At 72.3% G+C, this 21,652-nt stretch carries 15 protein-coding genes and 2 pseudogenes; 13 read left to right on the forward strand and 4 right to left on the reverse strand.

Annotated elements, in window-relative coordinates; genetic code table 11:
* Nucleotides 1-972 (forward strand): hypothetical protein (locus tag ABZ154_RS30935; RefSeq protein ID WP_356837681.1); only part of this gene is annotated, 972 nt, incomplete at its 5' end.
* Nucleotides 973-1,184: 212 nt separating this feature from the next.
* On the opposite strand, the gene ABZ154_RS30940 is transcribed toward ABZ154_RS30935, so the two are convergent.
* Entirely contained in the window at nucleotides 1,185-2,177 is a 993-nt protein-coding gene (locus tag ABZ154_RS30940; protein WP_356837682.1) for a L,D-transpeptidase family protein, read from the reverse strand.
* Between the two features lie 203 nt (nucleotides 2,178-2,380).
* Between ABZ154_RS30940 and leuE the strand changes: the two are divergent.
* From leuE to ABZ154_RS30960, 4 genes and pseudogenes are all read left to right on the forward strand, one after another.
* A pseudogene (gene leuE, locus ABZ154_RS30945) lies at nucleotides 2,381-3,040 on the forward strand (leucine efflux protein LeuE).
* A 354-nt stretch (nucleotides 3,041-3,394) separates the two neighbouring features.
* The gene (locus ABZ154_RS30950) at nucleotides 3,395-4,360 is read left to right on the forward strand and encodes a glycosyltransferase family 2 protein (protein ID WP_356837683.1); all 966 of its coding nucleotides are present in this window, start codon (nucleotides 3,395-3,397) and stop codon (nucleotides 4,358-4,360) included.
* Nucleotides 4,361-4,363: 3 nt separating this feature from the next.
* On the forward strand, nucleotides 4,364-5,788 hold the full coding sequence (locus ABZ154_RS30955) for a polysialyltransferase family glycosyltransferase (protein WP_356837684.1): 1,425 nt from the start codon (nucleotides 4,364-4,366) through the stop codon (nucleotides 5,786-5,788).
* Nucleotides 5,789-5,977: 189 nt separating this feature from the next.
* The gene (locus ABZ154_RS30960; RefSeq protein ID WP_356837685.1) at nucleotides 5,978-7,072 is read left to right on the forward strand and encodes an acyltransferase; all 1,095 of its coding nucleotides are present in this window, start codon (nucleotides 5,978-5,980) and stop codon (nucleotides 7,070-7,072) included.
* Nucleotides 7,073-7,074: 2 nt separating this feature from the next.
* Here the strand turns inward: ABZ154_RS30960 and ABZ154_RS30965 are convergent, their stop codons facing one another.
* Nucleotides 7,075-8,064: a glycosyltransferase family 2 protein gene (locus ABZ154_RS30965; protein WP_356837686.1), complete on the reverse strand. Its 990-nt coding sequence runs from the start codon at nucleotides 8,062-8,064 to the stop codon at nucleotides 7,075-7,077.
* 380 nt (nucleotides 8,065-8,444) lie between these two features.
* Between ABZ154_RS30965 and ABZ154_RS30970 the strand changes: the two genes are divergently transcribed.
* A complete protein-coding gene (locus ABZ154_RS30970; protein WP_356837687.1) occupies nucleotides 8,445-10,013 on the forward strand; it encodes a hypothetical protein in 1,569 nt (522 codons plus the stop codon).
* Nucleotides 10,010-12,328: a glycosyltransferase gene (locus ABZ154_RS30975; protein ID WP_356837688.1), complete on the forward strand. Its 2,319-nt coding sequence runs from the start codon at nucleotides 10,010-10,012 to the stop codon at nucleotides 12,326-12,328. The genes ABZ154_RS30970 and ABZ154_RS30975 overlap by 4 nt, the downstream gene beginning before the upstream one ends.
* Before the next feature lie 69 nt (nucleotides 12,329-12,397).
* Here ABZ154_RS30975 and ABZ154_RS30980 read toward each other — a convergent pair whose 3' ends face one another.
* Both ABZ154_RS30980 and ABZ154_RS30985 read right to left on the reverse strand, forming a co-directional pair.
* Nucleotides 12,398-13,765 carry a polysialyltransferase family glycosyltransferase gene (locus ABZ154_RS30980; RefSeq protein WP_356837689.1) on the reverse strand — a complete coding sequence of 456 codons (1,368 nt, stop codon included), beginning with the start codon at nucleotides 13,763-13,765 and terminating at the stop codon, nucleotides 12,398-12,400.
* Nucleotides 13,766-13,812: 47 nt separating this feature from the next.
* A pseudogene (locus tag ABZ154_RS30985) lies at nucleotides 13,813-13,917 on the reverse strand (glycosyltransferase family 2 protein); the annotation flags it as partial.
* 376 nt (nucleotides 13,918-14,293) lie between these two features.
* On the opposite strand from ABZ154_RS30985, the gene ABZ154_RS30990 reads away from it, so the two are divergent.
* From ABZ154_RS30990 to ABZ154_RS31015, 6 genes are all read left to right on the forward strand, one after another.
* Nucleotides 14,294-15,682, forward strand: coding sequence for a DUF6716 putative glycosyltransferase (locus tag ABZ154_RS30990; RefSeq protein ID WP_356837690.1), 1,389 nt, complete (start codon nucleotides 14,294-14,296; stop codon nucleotides 15,680-15,682).
* Nucleotides 15,683-15,702: 20 nt separating this feature from the next.
* Nucleotides 15,703-16,935 (forward strand): acylneuraminate cytidylyltransferase, encoded by a 1,233-nt coding sequence (locus tag ABZ154_RS30995; protein ID WP_356837691.1) that lies wholly within the window; start codon nucleotides 15,703-15,705, stop codon nucleotides 16,933-16,935.
* A 12-nt stretch (nucleotides 16,936-16,947) separates the two neighbouring features.
* A complete protein-coding gene (locus ABZ154_RS31000) occupies nucleotides 16,948-17,880 on the forward strand; it encodes an N-acetylneuraminate synthase family protein (RefSeq protein ID WP_356837692.1) in 933 nt (310 codons plus the stop codon).
* A gap of 10 nt (nucleotides 17,881-17,890) precedes the next feature.
* A complete protein-coding gene (locus ABZ154_RS31005) occupies nucleotides 17,891-18,925 on the forward strand; it encodes a hypothetical protein (protein ID WP_356837693.1) in 1,035 nt (344 codons plus the stop codon).
* A 155-nt stretch (nucleotides 18,926-19,080) separates the two neighbouring features.
* Nucleotides 19,081-20,316 carry an amidohydrolase gene (locus ABZ154_RS31010; protein WP_356837700.1) on the forward strand — a complete coding sequence of 412 codons (1,236 nt, stop codon included), beginning with the start codon at nucleotides 19,081-19,083 and terminating at the stop codon, nucleotides 20,314-20,316.
* A gap of 174 nt (nucleotides 20,317-20,490) precedes the next feature.
* Nucleotides 20,491-21,534 (forward strand): BMP family ABC transporter substrate-binding protein, encoded by a 1,044-nt coding sequence (locus ABZ154_RS31015; protein WP_356837694.1) that lies wholly within the window; start codon nucleotides 20,491-20,493, stop codon nucleotides 21,532-21,534.
* The last annotated feature ends 118 nt before the right edge of the window (nucleotides 21,535-21,652 follow it).

Below are 21,652 nucleotides of genomic sequence, written 5' to 3' on the forward strand. Positions count from 1 at the left end.
CACCTCGGTGGAGCCGGCCGCCGAACGCTTCGACCGGGACGAGACCTTCGACCTGCCCGCGTTCTGGGACGCGCGGGCGCCGCCCTCCCCGGGCAGACCGGAACGCTGCACTCGGTCCACATCGGCGCCGCCCCCGCCGCCCGGCCCCGCCGCCCGCGCTGGAGCCGCCCGGTCCGCTTCGGGCTGGCCGTCTCGCTCGCGGGCTGCGCGCTCGGAGGGGTGGCGGTCGCCGCCGGTACGGGGGCGATCCCGGGCCCCTTCGGTGGCCAGGGCTCGCCCGCGCCCGCCTCCTCCGTGTCCGCGGCGACCCCGGAACCGCTGGTGTCCGGGCTGCCCGCCGACGACCCGTCCGCCGCGGCCCCGCCCTCCCCGCCCGGCGCCCCCGCACCGGTCTCCTCGCCCGAGAGCCGGCAGCCCGGCGCGTCCGAGGAGCCCACGGGACCGAAGCCCGGCGGAACCGGCCCCGAGGCGGACGACGACCGCACGGGCGACCGGAACCGACCGGGCGGATCGGATGGGACCGGCGGATCCGGGCGCGAGAACGCCTCACGGGACCCGGCAGGACGCGATGACCGTCCCGGCGGCTCCGGCGGCAAGGGGAACCAGGACGGCAACTGGTACGAGAAGTCCACCAAGGCCTGCAAGGCCTTCCGCGAGGGCACCCTCGACGAGCGGAGCCGGCGTCACCTGGTCCAGCTCGCCAAGGGCGAGGAGAACCTGGAGCGCTTCTGCGACCGGCTCCTCGGCGGCGGCTCCGGCGGCCCCGGTTCCGGCTCCGGGGGCTCCTCCGGAGGCGGCGGGGACGCCGACGGGCCGGGTGACGGTGACGGCGGCTCACTGCCGCCCGTCTCCTTCGAACCTGCCCCGCCCGCCCCGGACGGTGAGCGCCGGGCCGATGTGGGCGTACGGGCGGAAGCCGCGGTTCCGCTGCGGTCGGCGATTCCCGCCCCGACCGCCGTCCTCACCCGTTGACCTGGGCCTTTTCCCTCCGTGTGGACGTGTGCTGCCGACAAGTGTGACGTTTTTCGGGCGCCGGGCGCAGTACAGAGTGAGCCGACTGGTCATCGGCCGCGCGACGAGCCGGGGTTCCCCCCGTACCTTCGGCTCAGCGCATCGGCGCGGGCGGGACACGTTCCCCCGGTCCCGCCCGCGCCCTCTCCCGCCCGAAGGTCCCGCAGCAGGCCTCACCAGTAGATGACGACCTTGTCGCCGTTCTTCACCTGGTCGAAGAGGGCCGCGACCTTCGCCTTGTCCCGGACGTTCACACAGCCGTGCGACGCGCCGCCGTAGCCGTTGGCCGCGAAGTCGGCGGAGTAGTGCACGGCCTGGCCGCCGCTGAAGAACAGGGCGTACGGCATCGGCGTGTCGTAGAGCGTCGACACATGGTCCCGGGACTTCCAGTACACCGGGAACTCGCCCTCGCGGGTGGGCGTGTACTCCGAGCCGAAGCGCACGTCCATCGCGGAGACGACCCGGCCGTCGATCATCCATGCCAGGGTCCGGCTCTTCTTGCTGATACAGAGCACCCGGCCGGTCAGGCACCGCTCGTCCGGCTTCGCCACCGGCCGCTCGGTCGGCGGGTCCAGCTCATCGGCCGTCGGCGTACGGGTCATGGCCAGCAGCTTCTGCCAGGTGACCGCGTCGGTGGAGCCGGTCCCCTCCGTGCCCCGCTTGACCTGGAAGGACCGGACGGCCTCGGCGGTGACCGTGCCGTAGTAGCCGGTGGGGGTGCGTCCGAAGTGCCCGATCTGCCGCAACCGGGCCTGCAGCTCCCGCACCTGGGCGCCCTCGGAGCCGGTCCGCAGGAGGACCCGGGGCGATGGCGAGGCGGTGCTCGGCCTGGGGGCGGGTGGTGGCGTGGTGACCGGCTCCGTGGGCGGGGGCGGAGTCGACGGGCTTGCGGGCGGGGTGCTGCTGCCCGGCTCGGCGCCTTCGCTCTCGGGCGCGCCCTTGCCGTCGTCGGTGCGGGAGGGCGAGGGCGCGGGAGGCGGGGTGGCGGCTCGGGCCGGTGGCTGCCGCAGCGCGTCGGCCTCCGGGTCCTGCGGCCCGCACCCCACCGCCAGGGCGGCCATCGCGAGCACCCCGGCGGCGGTTACGGTGGCCGCCCGCCCGGAGCGTCTGCCGCCCCCTCCGCTCCCGTACGCGCCGCTCGCCGAGCCCACGTCGCCGTCCGCCATCCCCGCCGTCCCCCCGGGCCGTGTCCGGCCCACCGTCCGATCGATCCGGTGCGCCACCGGTGCTTCCCCTGACGGGATGCCCGTCCTGCCCGGTGGTCGAATCCTGCGCACGACGCTAGTGCCCCCAGGTCACGACAGGACGGCCGAAAGGTCACGGCGAGACGGCTGGACGACGTGTCGTACGACTGTGCGAGACTCCGTCCATGCTGGGTGTCACCGACCTTCCGACCTACCTCGCGGGCCTGCTGCTGATCGTTCTCCTGCCGGGCCCGAACTCGCTGTAGGTACTCTCCGTCGCCGCCCGGCGCGGTGTACGCACCGGCTACAAGGCCGCCGCCGGAGTGTGGACCGGGGACGCCGTCCTGATGACGCTGGCCGCACTCGGCGCGGCCTCGCTGCTCCAGACGACGCCCCTGCTGTTCGCCGTGGTCAAGTACGCGGGCGCCGGCTATCTGACCTGGCTGGCGGTCGGCATGCTGCGGGCTGCGGCGTCCCTGTGGCGCGAACGGCACCGGCGCACCGCCGAACTGGCGGAGGCGGCCGATGCGCCCGCGGCGGGGGCGGAGAACCCCTACCGGCGGGCGCTGGTGGTCAGTCTGATCAACCCGAAGGCGATCCTGTTCCTGATTTCGTTCTTCGTGCAGTTCGTCGACCCCGGCTACGCCTACCCGGCCCTGTCGTTCCTGGTGCTGGGCACGCTGCTCCAGCTCGCCAGCTTCCTCTACCTCTCGACACTGATCTTCGGCGGCACCCGCCTGGCCGCCGCCTTCCGCCGCCGCAAGAGGCTCTCGGCGGGGGCGACCTCGGCGGCGGGCGTGCTCTTCCTGGGGTTCGCGGCGAAGCTCTCGCTCAGCAGCGTGTAGGCCTTCCGCAGCCGGCCCCCGTCGCCCTGGGTGATCAGCCCACGACACTGCGCTCGTCATCCTGTCCGGAAGTCATTCCTCCATGTCACAGCTGCCACCAGCCGGTCAACGAGGCGCTGGCCTGGTACGGGGTGGAAGTCTTCTGATCGGTGGAAGTCCTCCGGGTCGCGGGAGGGCTCCTCTGATCACCGGCCCCGGTCGCATGACACGGCCACAGTCAGGGGTCCGGGGCCGTCGCCGGTCCAGCCACGTGGCGGACGCGCAGAGTTCACCTGCCGTCGCGCCGGGCTTCACCCAACCATCCGGGTCCCTCATTACGTTGTTCCGGGACCATGATCGAAGGTGAGGGCCCGCGTGCCGAAACTGTCCGTTGTCGTTCCGTTCCACAACGTCGGGGCCTATGCCGGGACCACGTTGAGCAGTCTGGCCCGCAACGCGGACCAGGACATGGAGTTCCTGCTGGTCGACGACGCCTCCACCGACGGGACGACGGCCGTGGTCGACCACTGGGCCGAGCGGCTGCCCGGGTCCCGGGTGATCACACACCCTACGAACGAGGGCATCGCCGCCGCCCGCAACAGCGGCATCGACGCCGCCCGGGGCGACTTCATCACCTTCCTCGACGGGGACGACTGGTACGCCCCCGGCCATCTCGGCCGGCTGCTGCGGGCCGCCCAGGAGCTCGACTGCGACTTCGCGCGCACGGACCACGTCCAGTCCACCGGGACCAGCCGGGTCGTACGGCGGGCCCCCGCTCCGCTCCGTGACACCGTCCTCGACCCCCGTGAGGGGATCGGAGCGCCCGAGAGGGAGACGATGGTCGACTACCCCTTCGTCTGGGCGGGGATCTACCACCGGCGGCTCTTCGAAGACGGCGCTCAGCGCTTCGCCACCGAACTGCGCACCGCCGAGGACCGGCTGTGGATCTGGCAGCTCCATCTGCGCGCCCGTACCTACGCGGCGCTCGGGCTGTACGGCGTCTTCTACCGGCGGGGGGTCGCCACCTCCCTCACCCAGATCAAGGACGGCCGGCAACTCGACTTCTTCCCCGCCTACGACGCGCTGCTCGAACTGCTGCGGGAGGACCGGGACGCCGAGCGCCTGCTGCCCAAGGCCGTCCGCACCTACTGCGCGATGATCGCCTTCCACCACGAGAAGGCGGACGAGTACGAACCCGCCACCGCCCGGCGGCTGCGCTGCGAGGCCACGGCGGCGCTGCACCGGATGCCGCAAGAGGTCCTCGACCGCACCCTGACGATGATCGACGACAAGCGCGGGGCGCTCCTCAGCCGCCTGCGTAACAAGCAGAAGGCCGCCTGACCCATGCCCACGCCCGTGCTCACCCAGATCTTCCAGGTCTCCACCTTGTACGGTGCGGCGACCCTCGCCGCCGCGATCGACGCGGGTCAGTTCGGCGCGGCCCGGGGCCGCCGCCGCATCCTGCTGGTCTCCAACAACTCGGCCGTGCCCGAGACGGCGCTGCGGCTGGAGGAGATGCCGGGCTACGACGCGGTGGCGGCCCGCTTCGACTCCGTCGTCGAATGGAACGAGGCGATCAGCCCGCACCACCCCAGCGGCTGGGGCCCCCGGGCCGAGGAGACCGTGCTGTGGCAGCGCGCCTTCCGCCTGGCCTGGGGCATCGGCCCGGAGGACCGGGTCGAGCTGGCCCTGGAGTCCATCCAGGTCAACCCGGCCCTGGCCCTCGCGGCGATCTTCTCCGAGAGCGCCCTGCACGTGTACGCGGACGGGCTCATGAGCTACGGCCCCACCCGGAACAAGCTGCCCGGCTCGGTCGGCTGCCGTATCCGCCGGGTTCTCCATCTCGACCTGGTCACCGGTCTGAAGCCGATGCTGCTCACGGAGTTCGGCGTGGAGGCGGAGCTGGTCCCGGACGACGCCTTCCGCCGAGTCCTCACCGAGATCTCCGACGCGGCCGGGGGAGACCCCCGGCTCGCCGCTGTGGAGGCCGAAGCCCCGACGGCGATGCTGCTGGGCCAGTACCTCGCCACCCTGAACATCCTCACGGTCGAGGAGGAGGAGGATCTGCACATCCGGATGCTGCGGGGCGCGGTCCGCTCCGGGCACACCTCGGTGCTCTTCAAGCCGCACCCGACCGCACCGGCCCGCTACTCACAGGCGCTGGAGCAGGCGGCCGAGGAAGCGGGGGTCCGGCTGACCGTGCTGGACACCCCGCTGCTCGCCGAGACCCTCTACGAGCGTTGCGCACCCCGCCTGGTCGTCGGCTGCTTCTCCACCGCGATGTTCACCGCAGCCGCGTACTACGGCATCCCCATCGCGCGGGTCGGCACCCGGCTCGTCCTGGACCGCGTCACCCCGTACGAGAACAGCAACCGCATCCCGCTGACGATCGTCGACCACCTCGTGCCCAGCCTGGAGCCGTACGACGGGAACGGACCGGGCCCGCTCGACGCGAACCGCCCGGAGCGGAACGGCGGGAACAGCCCCGTCCGGCAGGGCGACAGCACTGCCGCCGCATGGGACCGGGTCGCGCCCGCCACGCTGGGTCCGCTGATCCGCACGGTCGGATACTGCATGCAGTCCCGCCTCCATCCCGCCCTGCGGTCCGAGGCCGAGGCGTGGCTGCGGGAACGGCTCGACGCCACCACCCAGCACTACTTCAGGCGCCGCCGCCTCCAGACGCTCACCCTCCCCGGCGGCGGCCCCCGGGGTTCCGCGGTCCGGCTGCGTCGGGCCGTCCGCCGCACCCGCAGCAGCCTGGGTTTCTGAGCCGGTCCGCGAGCACCTCCAAGCGGTCGACTCCGCGAGCACCTCCACGCGGTCGGCGACGTGGATCAGTCCGCTGGTCCGACGGCTGAGTGCCCCTGTCTGCCGACCGACCGCCCCACCGGCCGACTCCCCCAGTGGCCGGCCGACCGAGTTCGCCGGGACCCGGTCCGTACCGAGACTTCGAGGATCATGCCGACCACAGCCACCCCGCACCCCGTGCCCGCCGCTCCGGGGCCGCCGTTCCCGGCCGCTCGGGGCGGCGCGCCGCGCGAACACCGCTACGACATCGATCTCATCCGGCTGGTCTGCTCGGTCGGCGTGATCGTCTCCCACTCGGGAGCCGCGTTCATGGACGCCGCCGGACGCAAGGCCTCCGGCGGGGCGAGCGTCTACTGGACCGGTCTGATCGCGGACTGCCTCGGGCGGTTCGCCGTACCGACGTTCTTCGCCATAGCGGGCTGGGCCGTCCTGGTCGGCGCTCCGCCCAAGGACGCCGCCCGGCTGCGGCAGCGGATGGTCCGGATCCTGGTGCCCCTCGCCGTGTGGACGGCCCTCTACCTGGTGTGGGGCCGGTGGCGGGGCACAAACGACGGGCCGATCGGGGACCTGGCCCTGGACTCCCTGTTCGGTTCCGTCCGGCCCGCCTACCACCTCTGGTACCTGTACGCCTACGTTCCTGTGATCATGCTGCTCGCCCTGGTCCCCATGGTGAAGGCCGGCAAGCGTCCCTGGGGGCTCGCGGCGGCGCTCGTGGTGATCGCCTCCGCCCCCACGCTGGCCGGCGATCTCGCCCGGCTCACCGACTGGGACATCCCGCGCTTCGGCTGGAGCTTCGGCGCCTACCAGGTGATATACGCGGTGCTCGGCGCCATGCTGCTGGCGGCGCCCGCCGCCGCGTTCGGCCGGCGCAGGCTGCCCTGGCTGCTGCTCGCCGGGGCGAGCCTGGTCGCGGTTGCCGTCTACCAGCACAGGGTCCACTACGTCATACCGAACGCGAGCGTGGTGATCGCGGTGTTCACCGGCGCCTTCGTGATCGCGCTGCACCGGGTGCGCGTCCCCGAACGGTTCCGGCTCACCGTGACCCGGCTGGTCAACGCGACGTTCGGTGTCTACATGGTCCACATAGTCTTCCAGGACGTGCTGGTCGACGCGTTCGTCCGGGCCGACGTCGGCTGGCCGGCCGCCGTCGCGCTCTTCGTGGCGGTGTCGGGCGGGATCACCGCGCTGTCGTTCGCCGCCACCCTGTTGTGGCGGCGGATGGGGCTGGCGCGCCTGCTCGGCTGAGGTCAGGTGAGGGGTGCGCCGAGCACCTTCGGCACCCGCGCCCACCGCGCCACCCGGCGCAGCCGGGCCGCCCGCTGGACGTCCATGGCGTCGAGGGCCTCGTCCAGGACGGGCTGCGGCAGCCGGGCCATGGCCGCCGCGCTGGACGCCTTCAGCTCGCGGGCCAGGGAGGGCTCCAGCGTGTCCAGGGCGCCCAGGTGGTGGGCGATGACCGCGCAGTAGGTGCGTACGGCCTTGGGCAGCAGGGCCTCCGCGTCCCGGTCCGCCGCTGTTTCCCCCACGACCTGGTCGTAGGCGCGGAGGAAGTCGAGCCGGCGGCGGTCGCCGATCCGGGTGAGAGAGGTGGGGACGCCGCGCCGGTAGAAGTAGCTCAGGGTGTCCAGTACGGCGAAGGACTCGGCCTCGCGGTGCAGCCGCCAGATCCACGGCCGGTCCTCCGCGGTGTGCAGCCCCGCGGTGAAGTGCAGGACGCCCCGGTCCAGGAGGCGGCGGTGGTAGAGCCCGGCCCAGGCGTAGGCGTAGTCCACCGAGGTGGTGCGGTTGGCGGGCAGGATCGCGGCCCGTGGATCGCCGACCGCTCCGCAGGGGCCGTGCGGCACCCTCCGCACCGTACGGGACCTGCCGTCCACCCGGACGTGGGCCGTGCGCACGAAGTCGCAGCCCAGCGCCTCGGTACGGGCGAGCAGCTCGGCGAAGTGGCCCGGGGCGAGCCAGTCGTCACCGTCCAGGAAGGCGATGTACTCGCCGCGCGCGGCGTTCAGGCCGGTGTTGCGCGCGGCCGCGATGCCGCCGTTGACCTCGTGCCGGTGCACGGTGGCGCCGGGGATCTCGTCCTGGGCGCGCAGGAGCAGTTCGCCGGTCCCGTCGGTCGAGCGGTCGTCGACGAGGATGAACTCGAAGTCCTCGCGGAGATTGGTCCGCAGGCTCTTGAGGGTGTCCGGCGCATAGGCCCGCACATTGAAGAAGGGCACGATGACGGAGAGCTTGACCACCCGCCCGACGCTAGGGCGGGGCCCGGCACGGAGCTTGTCCTCGGTGCGGAATGCGGGTGAACGGCGGCCGTCCAGGCGGTGAAGCGCCCAGGGTCCGGCGGGGACGTCGACGCCCCGGAAGGGTGCCGGTCACGGCTGTCCCGAAGAAGCGCTTCCGGCGAACCGGGTGAGCCGCCGAGGGGCGCGAAACGCCGGGGCAGTGCTTCGTTTTCCGCTCCGACAGGGGGAGTTCATCCTTCGGTCGTCCAGGTTTCCTACGGTGACGCGGAACCGACAGACATGCGCGGAACCTTTCATCCCTGGTCACCCGGGGGTGACTCCCGTACCCCGCGCGAGACCGAAGCCCCCTCCCCCCACGGGCATCAGACGCTTGGAGCGCCATGACGAAAGCCCGCACCCGCTGGCCACGGCAACGTGATGCGGAGGCCCCGACAACCTCCGGAGAGACGGTGGCCGCCGACCGGGTGAACGCCATGGACCTGGAGACCTGCCTGAGTGCCTGTGCCGCGCACAGCACCAAGCTCGTCGCGAGCCTGGACCGGCGGCGCATCGCCCTGGCCGAGGCGCTCCGCACCCTCCTCGCCACCCATGCCGCGACCGTCCCGGCGACCTCCGGCACCAGCCCCCTGCCGCTGCTGCGACGCCCGGCCAAGACGTCGTCCGGCTCCGCGCTGCTGCTCGGCGACGCGCTCATGGACCCGCTGCTCGCCGTCGGCAACCAGGCCCTGGACTGCGGTTACGAGGACGAGATGAAGCTCGCCCTGATGGTCGCCGACACCGTGCTCACCCAGCGCAAGCGCTCCCGGGCCGGCTGGCGGCTGCGCGCCCGCGTGCTGGAGGCCATGGGCGCCGAGAGCGCGGCGGTCGCCGCGTTCGAGCGTCACCTCGAACTCACCGAGGAGGACGGTTTCGGCGTGGCCTCCAAGGTGGCCGGCCTCCGCGAGGGTGCCCGGCTCCAGGCGGAGCTCGTGCGGCGGCTGGCCACCGGCTGTCCCGAGGCCCGGGAGTTCGCCGACCGGTCCGTCACCGACTCCTGGGTGCAGGGCCTGGAGCTGCACGCCCGGGGCGCTTGGGACGAGGCCCGGCCGCTGCTGATCGGCACGCTGCTCGGCCAGATCGCGGCCGACGCCCCGGTGCGCGAGATCCAGCAGACGATCACGCACTATCTCGGCCTCCTCCGCGAGGAGGCCGGTGTCGCGGGCGGCGGGAGCGCGCCCACAGCCGGCCGGGCGATGGCAGGACCCGGCGACCCGGCCGTGCTCGCCGAGCTCACCGCCCTCACCACGCTCTACGCGGAACAGCGCAGGGCCCGGATGCGCGGACCGGTCGGCGACCCCACCTTCGGCGGCGTGCAGTGGCTCACCCTGGGCGAGTTCCGCAACCGGATCGCCGGGAAGTCCGTCTGCCTGATAGCCAACTCCCAGCGGGTGGGCAACAGTTCGCTGGGCGAGGAGATCGACGACTACGACCTGGTCGTCCGCTTCAACTCGTACCGGATCGACCCGGCGGCCACCGGCCGGCGCACCGACATCCACGTCAGCATCCACAAGCACGGGTTCAACTGGGACCAGCACGTGGACACCCGGCTGATCTTCGGCGGCATCTCCGGCGACTGGAAGCACTCGCTGCGCAACCGGCTGGTCCCGGGCGCGCAGACCTGCCTGGGGGACGAATCCCTTCGCTGGCCGGTGCGCGACATAGGGCGCCTGAGCCGGGACGTGTGGCCCTCGATCCCCACCAGCGGTTTCAACATGCTCTGGCTGCTGGACTTCCTGGACGTGAGCCCGCGCCTCGACCTGATCGGCTTCGACTTCTACGAGAGCGGCGCCTACCGGCTCCCCGCGGCGATGCGGCTGCCCATCACGTCCGTGCACGAGTACACCAGCGAGAAGGCGTGGGTCATGGAACGGGCCCGGAGCGTCACCGACACGAGGATCCGACTGCGATGACGATGCCCACCACCTCCACCGCGGCTCCCGCGAACGCGCTGACCGGGAAGCGCCGCATCGCCTTCGCCAGTTTCGTGGACGAGAACTACCTGCCCGGCTTCCTCACCCTGCTGCGCAGCCTCGCCCTGTCCAACCCGAACGTCTGCGAGGACTTCCTCGTCCTGCACGACGGTCTGCGCCCCGACTCCGTCGCCAGGATCCGCGCCCTGCACCCGCGCACCGACTTCCGCCGGGTGGACGCCGGCCACTACGACTCCTACGCCAAGGGCGACCAGGACAACTACCTGGTGCGCAAGGCCTACTTCATCCTCGACGTGTTCCGGGTCCGCGACTACGACACCGTGATCACCCTGGACACCGACATGGTCGTCCTGGACGACCTGGGTGAGCTGCTGCGGCTGCGCGAGGGCCTGGCCGCCGTCCCGCAGTTCTTCTACGGTCAGCACAAGCTGAACAGCGGGCTGCTGGTCATCCAGCGCGAGTACCTGACCGATACCTTCTGCGCCGAGCTGGACCGGGTCGGCCGGGCCGGCTCGTACGAGCTGGACAAGCACGACCAGGGCATCCTGAACGCCGTGCTGGACGGTGACTTCGTCCAGCTGGACGCCCGCTTCAACTTCGTCAAGCGGCGCCTCTCCGGCGATCTCCCGGTCCCCGAGGGCACGGCGATCCTGCACTTCACCGGGCGGCACAAGCCCTGGCAGGGCGGCGAGGCGGGGTACGGCGAGGCCGAGGCCCGCTGGCACGCCTGCAACCTGTCCGACACCCAGTTCCACGCCGCCTACCTCGCGGCGGGCGGCGCCAAACACCACGACCTGCTGGTCCACTACGGCACCCCGCACGTCCGGCGCACCGCCGACGTGGAGAGCGCCCGCAAGGTGGCCGCCGCCCACATCCAGGCCGGCGAGTACCAGGAAGCCGTCGACCTGCTCGCCCCGCTGCGCATCCCGGTCGACGAGTCCTGGCCCCACGAGGTGCTCGGGCACGCCCTGATGAGCGTGTCCCGGTACGAGGAGGCCCGCACCGAGCTGCGACTGGCCGCCTCCCTCCCCAACCGGGCCGCGACCGCCTACGGGCGGCTCGCCCAGATCGCCTGGATCCACGGCGACGACGAGGGCGCAGGCGGCCTCGCGCTCCAGGGGCTCGGCGTCGACCCCACGCACCGGACGAACCGGCTGATGCACCAGCGCACCACCGGCCCCACCCCGCCCGCCGAGGGCCCCGCCTCCGGGCAGCTCGCCCATGTCGCCTTCTACATGGAGCACCAGGGCAACGCGGGCGACAAGCTGCTGCCCGAAAGCGTACGACTGGCCTTCGGCCAGGACACCGGACCCGACCGCTGGCACTCGGTCCACGCCCACCGGCTCTTCGACGAGGCGGCCCTGGAGCGGGTCAACGCCCGGCGGGGTCTGGTCATCGGCGGCGGCGGGCTCTTCATCCCCGACACCGCGCCGAACGGCAACAGCGGCTGGCAGTGGAACGTCTCCGACGAGCTGCTGGGGCGGATCGACGTGCCCGTCCTGGTGTACGCGGTCGGCTTCAACGCCTTCGACGGCCAGGCGTACGGACACGGCCGCAAGCGGTTCCTGTCCAGCCTGCGCACGCTGGTGGAGACCTCCGCCTTCTTCGGGCTGCGCAACCACGGCTCGATCGAGAAGGTCCGGGAGCTGCTGCCGCCCGAGCTCCACGGCAAGGTCCGCTACCAGCCCTGCCCGACCACGGTCACCCGGCAGCTGGTCGACGGCTGGCGCGACCCGGCCGAGCGCGAGAACACCATCCTGGTCAACGCCGCCTACGACCGTGCGGGCCTGCGCTTCGGCCACGACTACGGGCACTTCCTCGGCGAGATGGCCACCGCGGTCACCGCGCTCGGCGAGCAGGCCGAGGTGAAGTGTGTGGCGCACTCGCTGGAGGACGAGCGGATCGCGTTCGACCTGCGGCGCGAGCACGGCATCTCGCTGCCGGTCATCTCGATGTACGACTTCGACAACGACGCGATACGTGACGTCTACGCCCGGACGAAGCTGGTCATCGGCATGCGGGGGCACGCGGGCATGATCCCGTTCGGCTGCGGTACGCCGATCATCAGCCTGATCTCGCACCCCAAGATGGCTTACTTCCTGGCCGACATCGACCGGCCCGAGTGGGGCATCTCCGTCCACGACCGCCACCTCGGCGCCCGCCTCACGGAACGGGCGACCGCGCTGCTGGCCGACCACGCGGCGTCCGTCGCCGATGTGCACGGCCGTCAGCAGGAGCTGTGGAAGGTCACCGAGGCCAACGCGGCCGACCTCCGGGTGATCCTGGGGCGGTAGTACGTACGGCAGAACGGTGGTGGGGCGGCATTCGCCCCACCACCGTTCCAGCTTCTGTCCAGGCCTCGGCTACCGCCCGGCCGCCCGCCGCAGCGAGCGCGCCCGCCGCACCGCCCTGCGCACCGCCGCACTGCGCGGCAGGAACGAGAGCCGTGCCGGCACCCCGCCCGGCAGCCCCAGCGAGGTCAGCCGGCGCCGCTTGAAGTACCGCCAGGTCACCGGCGTGAGGCGGGTGGACAGATACTGTTCCGCCGCCGGCCGCAGCCCCGGGTGGAGCCTCGGCTGCATCGCGAACCCGACCGCCTCCACCAGCGCGCCGACCTCCCGCTCGGCGCCGTCCGAGGGCCGCCGCTCCTCCACCGCGGCCCGGTCGCCCAGCTCCGGCAGCAGCGCGTCGGCCAGGGTGACCGGTATCCGGTTGCTGTTCTCGTACGGGGTGAGCCGGTCCAGCAGCAGCTCGGTGCCGACCCGGGCGACCGGCAGCTCGTAGAACACCGACGCGGTGAGCAGCGCCGTCGCAAAGCAGCCCACCACCAGGGCCGGCCGCATCCGCTCGTAGACGACCTCGGTCAGCACCGGAGCCCGCAGCGTCCCGGTGTCCAGCACGGTCAGCTCCGCGCCGAGCCGCTCCGCCTCCGCCTCCATCGACCGCGACCACTGCGCCGGAGCCGTCGGGTGCGGCGCGAACACCAGCCGGGTGTGGCCGAGGGCGACCGCACCCCGCATCATCCGCAGGTGCAGCTCCTCCTCCTGAGCCGCGGTGATCAGCCCCGGCGTGGAGAGGTGCTGGCCGAGCAGCAGGGCCGGGGCCTCGACGGACGGCAACGCGGCTGGGACCGCGGCCAGTTCGCCGAGCACTTCCAGGAAGCCCTCGGTCTCCACGATCAGCGGCTCCACCCCGAACTCGGTCAGCAGCAGCGGCTTGAGCCCGGGCACCAGATCCAGGTGCAGCAGCCGCCGGATCCGCGTGCCGGTCAGCGGATCGAGCTTGCCGCGGGTGGGTCCGTAGCTCATCAGCCCGTCGGCGTACACATCGATCGGGGCGCCGGTGAAAATGCCCGTGATGGCCATCGCCGGGCCGGCCTGGACCGACTCGACCGCGAGCTCGACCTCGTCGTCGCCCAGCTCCCAGGCCAGCCGCAGGTGCCGCTCCCACAGGGGTACGTCGTCCGGGCGCGGGGACCAGCCGCTCGGGTGGAAGGGGGCGATGGTCTCGTTCCAGGAGATGACGTCATCGAACCGGCCGCGCAACCGCTCGAAGCCCGGCATCACGTCGAGGGCCGGGGCGGTCTCCGGGACGGCCGCGTTGTTGCAGATCACCAGCACCCGGCGGTCGGCCGGGCCGAAACAGCCGGTGTCCAGGGCGGCGGCGAGCGTGGCCGCGCCGTGGAGGGTGGAGGCGGTGAAGAGCTGCGTGGTGCGGCGGGCGGTGCTCATGCCGTCGTCGCCTCCTTCGCGGCGGCGGACCCTCGGAGCGGCCGGACATCGAAGTCCTCGCGGATATCGGCCCGAAGATTCCTGAGGGTTTCTGGCGCATATGCCTGCACGGTGCAGAACGGCACGGCGGCGGAGAGTTCAACCACGTGCATGACGTTAGGGCGGGCCGCGACACGGGCCTTGTCCCCGGAAAGAACGCCGGGTGAACGGTGACCGCCGAGATGGTGAACCGATGTGACGGCCGCCCCGCCTTGGTCCGTTGTCCGGCGCGTGGCCGATCAGGCGAATCGGTGTGTATCCCCTGCGTATCCCCTGCGTATCCCACGGGCAGGGTCGGAGCCCGGACCTTTCGTGCGGAGCGGATGGACGCCCTTATGGTGAATCAAGAATGGCGCAGAGGTGAATTACCCGCCGCGCGACGCCATTTGATGCCGCCGGAGGCCGAATCCCCAAGAGGCGGCACGTTGTTAACCATTTGTTGCCGTCACGTTGGGCCGCGCATCGAAATGCCTTCCTAACTTCTAGGACGTGCCCCCACGTACCAGCAACACGGCCGATCCGGCCCGAACCCCCGCCGAGCCCCGCCCGGAGCTGCGGGTCGCCGTCCTCGCCGACTCCGACACCCGGTGGAAATGGGGCGCGCTCACCGCGCGCCGCCTGACCGCCGCGGCCGACGGGGACGAGCGGGGCGCGCGCCCCGTCGAGGTGAGCGGGCTGCTGCTGCGCGGCCGGGCCACCCCGACACCCCGCCAGCTCGCGGAGGTCGGCGAGGTCGGGATCGACGCCGGGCGGGTCCGCGAGGTCACCGCGATCGAGTTCCTGCACGCCGTGCGCGACGAGGGTTACGACGTCGTCGTCCTCGCCCTCGTCGGCGGCGGCGTCCAGGCCATGCTGCACGGGCTGGCCGCACTGCATCTCACGCGCCGGCCCGTCATCGTCACCGGATACGTCGGCGTCGTCTACGAGAAGCTCGCCGACGGCCTCCTGCTCCGCCACGGCGCGGACGTCGTCCTCGCCAACTCGGCCCACGACGCGGAGCGTTTCCGCGCGGTGTACGAGGGAGTGGGCGCCGACGCCTCCGCCGTCACGGAGGCCGCGCTCCCCTTCCTCGGCGGAGCCCCCTACCGCCCCGAAGAGGGCCGCGACACCGTGGTGTTCGCCGCCCAGCCCTCCGTACCGGCCTCCCGCGCCGACCGTGCGTACCTGCTCCGCCGGCTCGTCGAGCACGCCCGGCTGCACCCCCGCCGCGAGGTGCTGCTCAAGCTGCGCTCCAGGCCCGGCGAGCACACCACGCACATCGAGGAGCTGCCCTACCAGAAGCTCGCGCAGAAGGTGCCCGGCGGCCTGCCGCCCAACTTCCACCTGGTGTACGGGCACATGGGCGAGATCCTGGACCGTACCGACCTCCTGGTCACCGTCTCCTCGACCGCCGCGCTGGAGTCCCTGCACCGCCGCATCCCGACCGCGATCCTCACCGACCTCGGCGTACGGGAGCCGCTCGGCAACCACCACTTCGTCGGCTCCGGGCTCCTCACCTCCTGGGACCGGCTCGACGGCGGGTACCGGCCGCGCCCCGACGGAGAGTGGCTGCCCGGCCAGGGCGTCGCCGCCGACGGCTCGTACGGCACCGCCTACGACACCGCCCGCGCCAAGGTCACCTCCCTGCTCGGCGAGGAGCGACTCCCGCCGCCCGCCCCCTACTACACGCCCGCCACCGCACCCGGCTACCTCCCTTCCATCCTCGCCCGCCACCACCTGGCCCCCGACGGCACACCCCTGCCCGGCGCCGCCGCGCCGCAGGAGACCGGCCGGGTCCGGGGCGCGGTGCGGGAGACCGTCCGCAACGCGGCGCGCGGTGCCTACCGGCACGGCGTCCAGCGCGTCGCCCCGGTGATCCGCCGGATGGGGGAGCTGTGACCACCACCTCAGGAGCCTCGATGACACCGACCGTGCTCGCCGTGATCCCCGCCCGCGGCGGATCCAAGGGCGTCCCCGCCAAGAACCTCGCCGAGGTCGGCGGCATCCCGCTGGTGGCCCGCGCGGTCCGCGCCGCGCTCGGCGCCCCCGAGGTCACCGACGTCGTCGTCACCACCGACGACGCGGCCATCGCCCAGGCCGCCCGCACCGCGGCGGCCGGCCTCGGCGCCGCCGGCCGGCTGCACTGCGTGGAGCGCCCCGCCGCCATCGCGGGCGACACCGCCACCAGCGAGGCGGCCGTCCTGCACGCCCTGGACGTCTACGAGGCCGAGCGCGCCCGCACCGTCGACGTGGTCCTCCTCGTCCAGTGCACCAGCCCGTTCGTCTCCCGGGAGGACATCGACGGGGTGGCCAGGGCGGTGGCCCACCAGGGCGCCGACACGGCCGTCACCGTCGCCCCGTTCCACGGATTCCTCTGGCGCGACGGGGCCGCGGTCGAGGAGGGCACGTACGGCGTCAACCACGACAAGTCCGTACGCCCCCGCCGCCAGGACCGCCCCCAGGACCACCTGGAGACCGGCGCCGCGTACGCGATGGACGCGGCGGGCTTCCGTACCCACCGGCACCGCTTCTTCGGCCACACCGCCCTCGTGCCCACCGACCCGGCCCGGGTGCTGGAGATCGACGACCCGCACGACCTGGCCCGCGCCCGCGCCCTCGCCCCGCTCCTCGACCCCTCGCCGCTGCCCTCCCTCGCGGACGTGGACGCGGTCGTCCTGGACTTCGACGGCACCCAGACCGACGACCGGGTCATGGTCGACTCCGACGGCCGCGAGACCGTCGCCGTGCACCGGGGCGACGGACTCGGCATCGCCGCCCTGCGCAAGGCCGGCGTGCCCCTCCTGATCCTCTCCACCGAACAGAACCCGGTCGTCGCCGCCCGCGCCCGCAAGCTCCAGGTGCCCGTCCTGCACGGCATCGACCGCAAGGACGAGGCGCTCAAGCAGTGGTGCGACGAGCAGAACATCGCGCCCGACCGGGTCCTCTACGTCGGCAACGACGTCAACGACCTGCCCTGCTTCTCCCTCGCGGGCTGGCCCGTGGCGGTCGGCAGCGCCCACGACTCGGTACGCGCCGCGGCGCGCGCCGTCACGACCACCCCCGGCGGTTACGGCGCCATCCGCGAGATCGCGGCCTGGCTGCTGGGCCCCACCCTCACGACCACTCCCACCCCTGCTGTCCCCACCAAGTAAGGAAGCACCACCATGAGCACCTCCCGCCTGCGCACGTTCGGCACCCGTACCGCCGGACCCGGCAACCCCGTCTACATCACCGGCGAGATCGGCATCAACCACAACGGCGACCTCGGCAACGCCCTCGCCCTGATCGACGCGGCCGCCGAAGCCGGCTGCGACGCGGTCAAGTTCCAGAAGCGCACCCCGGAGATCTGCACTCCGCGCGACCAGTGGGACATCGAGCGCGACACCCCCTGGGGCCGGATGACGTACATCGACTACCGCCACCGCGTCGAGTTCGGCGAGGAGGAGTACCGCGCCATCTCCGAGCACTGCGCCGAGCGCGGCATCGACTGGTTCGCCTCCCCGTGGGACACCGAGGCCGTCGCCTTCCTGGAGAAGTTCGACGTCCCCGCCCACAAGGTGGCCTCCGCGTCGCTCACCGACGACGAGCTGCTCCGCGCCCTGCGCGCCACCGGCCGCACGGTGATCCTCTCCACCGGCATGTCCACCCCGAAGCAGATCCGCCACGCGGTCGAGGTGCTCGGCAGCGACAACATCCTGCTCTGCCACGCCACCTCCACGTACCCGGCGAAGGCCGAGGAGCTCAACCTGCGGGTCATCAACACGCTCCAGCAGGAGTACCCCAACGTCCCGATCGGCTACAGCGGCCACGAGACGGGCCTCCAGACCACGCTGGCCGCGGTCGCGCTGGGCGCCGCGTTCGTCGAGCGCCACATCACCCTGGACCGCGCCATGTGGGGCTCCGACCAGGCCGCCTCCGTCGAGCCGCAGGGTCTGACCCGCCTGGTCCGCGACATCCGCACCATCGAGGCCTCCCTCGGCGACGGTGTCAAGAAGGTGTACGAGTCCGAGCTCGGCCCGATGAAGAAGCTCCGCCGGGTCGCGGGCGTCGTCGCCGAGACCGAGAACGCGCCGGCCCCCGAGCCGGTCGCGGTCTGAGCGCCGACCGGTGAACCTCGCCTTCGTCGAGAGCCCGGTCCAGCTCCTGAACGTCCTGGAGTGGGTTCACACCCAAGGGGGAGACGAGCCGGCCGGTACCACGGTCGTCGTCCTCCCCCCGGTCGACCCGATGTCGCGCGGTCAGCTGCGCCGGATGGCGGAGCTGACCCGCGACGAGGGCATCACCGTCCGCTGGCAGGAGGCGCGCGGGGACTCCGGCGCGCCTCTCAAGGCCCTGCGCGCCCTGGCCGGACTGGTCAGGCGGGCGGACCACATAGTGATCGGCGACCCGTTCTCCCGCTATGTGCAGCTCCTGCTCACCCTGGTCCGCGCCGAGCGCCTCACGGTGGTCGACGACGGCACGGCGACCATGGAGTTCGTCACCCAGCTGGCCCGGGGCGAGCGGCTGACCCGCTGGCACCGCAAGGGCCGTGGCGGCCCGCGCGAACTGCTCCTGGCCCCGGTCACGGCCACCGCACGGCGCCGCTTCACCCCGACGGCCCGGCACGCGGTGGAGGTCTTCACGGCGATGCCGGTCGAGCCCCCGCCCGGGGTCACCGTCACCGCCAACACCTTCACCTGGACCCGCGCCCGCTTCGGACCGCCGAGCGTCGGCAAGGGCGCGGACCTGGTGGGCACCTCCCTCGTCGAGACGGGGGTCGTCGACCCGGTCCCGTACCAGGAGGCGGTCGCGGCCCTGGCCCGTACCCACGGCGCGACCCGCTACTTCGCCCACCGCCGCGAGTCCGCCGAGAAACTTCACGCCCTGGAGGCCGCCACCGGCCTGGAGATCGTCCGCCCGGACCTCCCCCTGGAACTCATCGCCCGCCGCGGCCCCATCGGCCACACGGTGGTGAGCTTCCCCTCGACGGTGGTCCACACCCTCCCGCTGGCCCTGGCCGGCACCGGCGTGAACGTCGCGGTCTGCGACATCGCCCCGGAATGGCTCCGTACGACGGCCTCCCCGCGCGCGCAGGGGTTCCTGAGCGGGGTCACGGAGACCGCCCGGGGGGTGCAGCGGCTGACGTCGACGGTGCACGCGTAGGGGAGTGTCCACCGGCGAAGAAGCCTCCAGCCATACCCACTGTCACGAGCCGTCACACACTCCACCCCGCCTTTTGTTCGCCTGTGCGGCTGAAGTTTTGTTGATCTGTGGCCAGTTGAGGGGCGAAGGGGCCTACCCTTCACAAGGTGAACCAGTTGAAGTCCCGCGCCTCCCGCCCCGAAGACCTGGTCGACCAGCCGGGGGGAGGTGGGCTGCCCGGCAGGCTCGGTGACGAGCTGCGGGCCGAGCTGATCGCCTTCCGCAGAGATCTGCACATGCACCCCGAGCTGGGCAATCAGGAGTTCCGGACCACCGCCGCCATCAAGGACCGGCTGGAGAAGGCCGGGCTGAAGCCGCGGGTGCTCGACGTGGGGACCGGCCTCGTCTGCGACGTGGGGGAGTGGGACGGCGTGACGCCCATGCTGGCGTTGCGGGCCGACATCGACGCGCTGCCCATCCCGGACACCAAGGTGGACGCCCCCTACCGGTCCACCGTCCCCGACCGGGCCCACGCCTGCGGGCACGACGTCCACACCACCACCGTGCTCGGCGCCGGTCTGGTGCTCGCCGCGCTCGACCGGCAGGGGCTCCTGCCGAACGCGGTGCGCCTGGTCTTCCAGCCGGCCGAGGAGGTCCTCCCGGGCGGCGCGGTCGACGCGATCGCGTCCGGGGCGCTGGAGGGCGTCGGGCGGATCATCGCCGTCCACTGCGACCCGAAGGTGGACGCCGGGAAGATCGGGTTGCGCATCGGGCCCATCACCTCCGCCTGCGACCGCCTGGAGATCTCCCTCGACGGCCCCGGCGGCCACACCGCCCGCCCGCACCTCACCACTGACCTGGTCACCGCCGCCGCCCGGGTCGCCGTGGACGTCCCCGCGCTGCTCTCCCGCCGCGTCGACGCCCGTTCCGGCCTCGTCCTCACCTGGGGCCGCCTCCACACGGGCCACGCCCCCAACGTCGTCCCGCAGCACGCGGAGCTCTCCGGCACGGTCCGCTGCCTGGACCTGGACGCCTGGCGGGACGCGCCGGACATGGTGCACGCCGCCGTGGACGAGGTGGCCGGAATGCACCGGGCGAAGACCGTGATCAATTACGTACGGGGCGTGCCGCCCGTGGTGAACGACGCGGAGAGCATCGGCCTGCTGGACGCGGCGATGACCGAGCGCCGCGGTTCGTACGCGATCGAGGACACCGAGCAGAGCCTCGGCGGCGAGGACTTCTCCTGGTACCTGGAGCGCGTCCCGGGCGCGATGGCCCGTCTGGGCGTCCGGCCGCCCGGCGACACGCGCGGTCTGGACCTGCACCGCGGCAACTTCGACGTGGACGAGGAGGCCATCACCGTGGGGGTCGAGCTGTTCACGGCCGCGGCCCTGCTGGCCGGACGGTCCTAGGGCTGCCGTAACGAACTGTTCGTGGGCCATCCGTGGACGGACGCGGCCCCTCCTGTTCGCGACGATCCGATAACGGCTTCCGTACGTGCTCTTATCTGACATCTACGCGCGTTACGATCGCCGCGAAACCAGCGCCGGAAGAGGCGCTTCGGTCAGGTTTGAAGGAGCCTTCCCTTGCGCCGGATCACCAGGATTGCCACCGTGGGCGTCGCGTCAGCGGCCCTCGCGCTCTCCGCCACCGCGTGTGGCGGAAAAACGTCGTCGGACGCAGGTTCCGACGGCGACAAGGCCGCCATCGCGTACGACATCGGTGGCCGCGGCGACCAGTCGTTCAACGACGCCGCCTACGCCGGACTCGCCAAGGCGGAGAAGGACCTCGACGTCAACGGCAGCGAGGCCGAGCCCTCCGACGGTGAGAGCGACGCCGACAAGGTCCAGCGCCTCACCGAGCTGGCCCGCGCCGGCAACAACCCGGTGATCGGCGTCGGGTTCGCCTACGCGCCCGCCATCAAGAAGGTCGCGCCGAAGTTCCCGAAGACCACCTTCGGGATCATCGACGACGCCTCGGTGACGGGTAAGAACATCGCCAACATCGTCTTCAACGAGGAGCAGGGCTCCTACCTCGCCGGCGTCGCCGCCGCCAAGGTCACCAAGACGAAGACGGTCGGCTTCATCGGTGGCGTCGAGACCCCGCTGATCAAGAAGTTCGAGGCCGGCTACATCCAGGGCGTCAAGGACACCGACCCGTCGGTGAACGTGCTCCCGCAGTACCTGACCCAGCCGCCGAACTTCGACGGCTTCTCCAAGCCCGACCTCGGCAAGGCCGCCGCCCAGGGCCAGCTCGACAAGAAGGCCGACGTGATCTACTCGGCCGCCGGTCTGGCCGGCTCCGGTGCCATCGAGGCCGCCTCCAAGGCGGGCAAGTGGAACATCGGCGTCGACTCCGACCAGTACAACCAGGCGGGCCTCGCCAACTACAAGGAGTCCATCCTGACCTCGGTGACGAAGGACGTCGAGGACTCGGTCTTCAACCTGATCAAGTCGGTCCAGGACGGCAAGCCGCAGACCGGTGAGATCCGCTACGGCCTGGACAAGGACGGCGTCGGCCTGTCGATGTCCAACCCGGCCTTCACCGAGATGAAGGACGTCATCGCCGCGGTCGACAAGGCGAAGCAGGAGATCATCGACGGCAAGATCACCGTCAAGACCGCCCCGTAACAAGGACGGCCGAGGCCGGTCCTGGTCTCCCAGGTCCTCCGCTGGTTTCCCAGGCCCTGTCCGCCCGCCCGCCGAGTACCGGCGGGCGGGCGGACAGGGCCCGCCGGGCCCCCACCCG

Source organism: Streptomyces sp. NPDC006261 (assembly GCF_040613515.1).
In the GTDB taxonomy this organism is placed as follows: Bacteria; Actinomycetota; Actinomycetes; order Streptomycetales; family Streptomycetaceae; genus Streptomyces.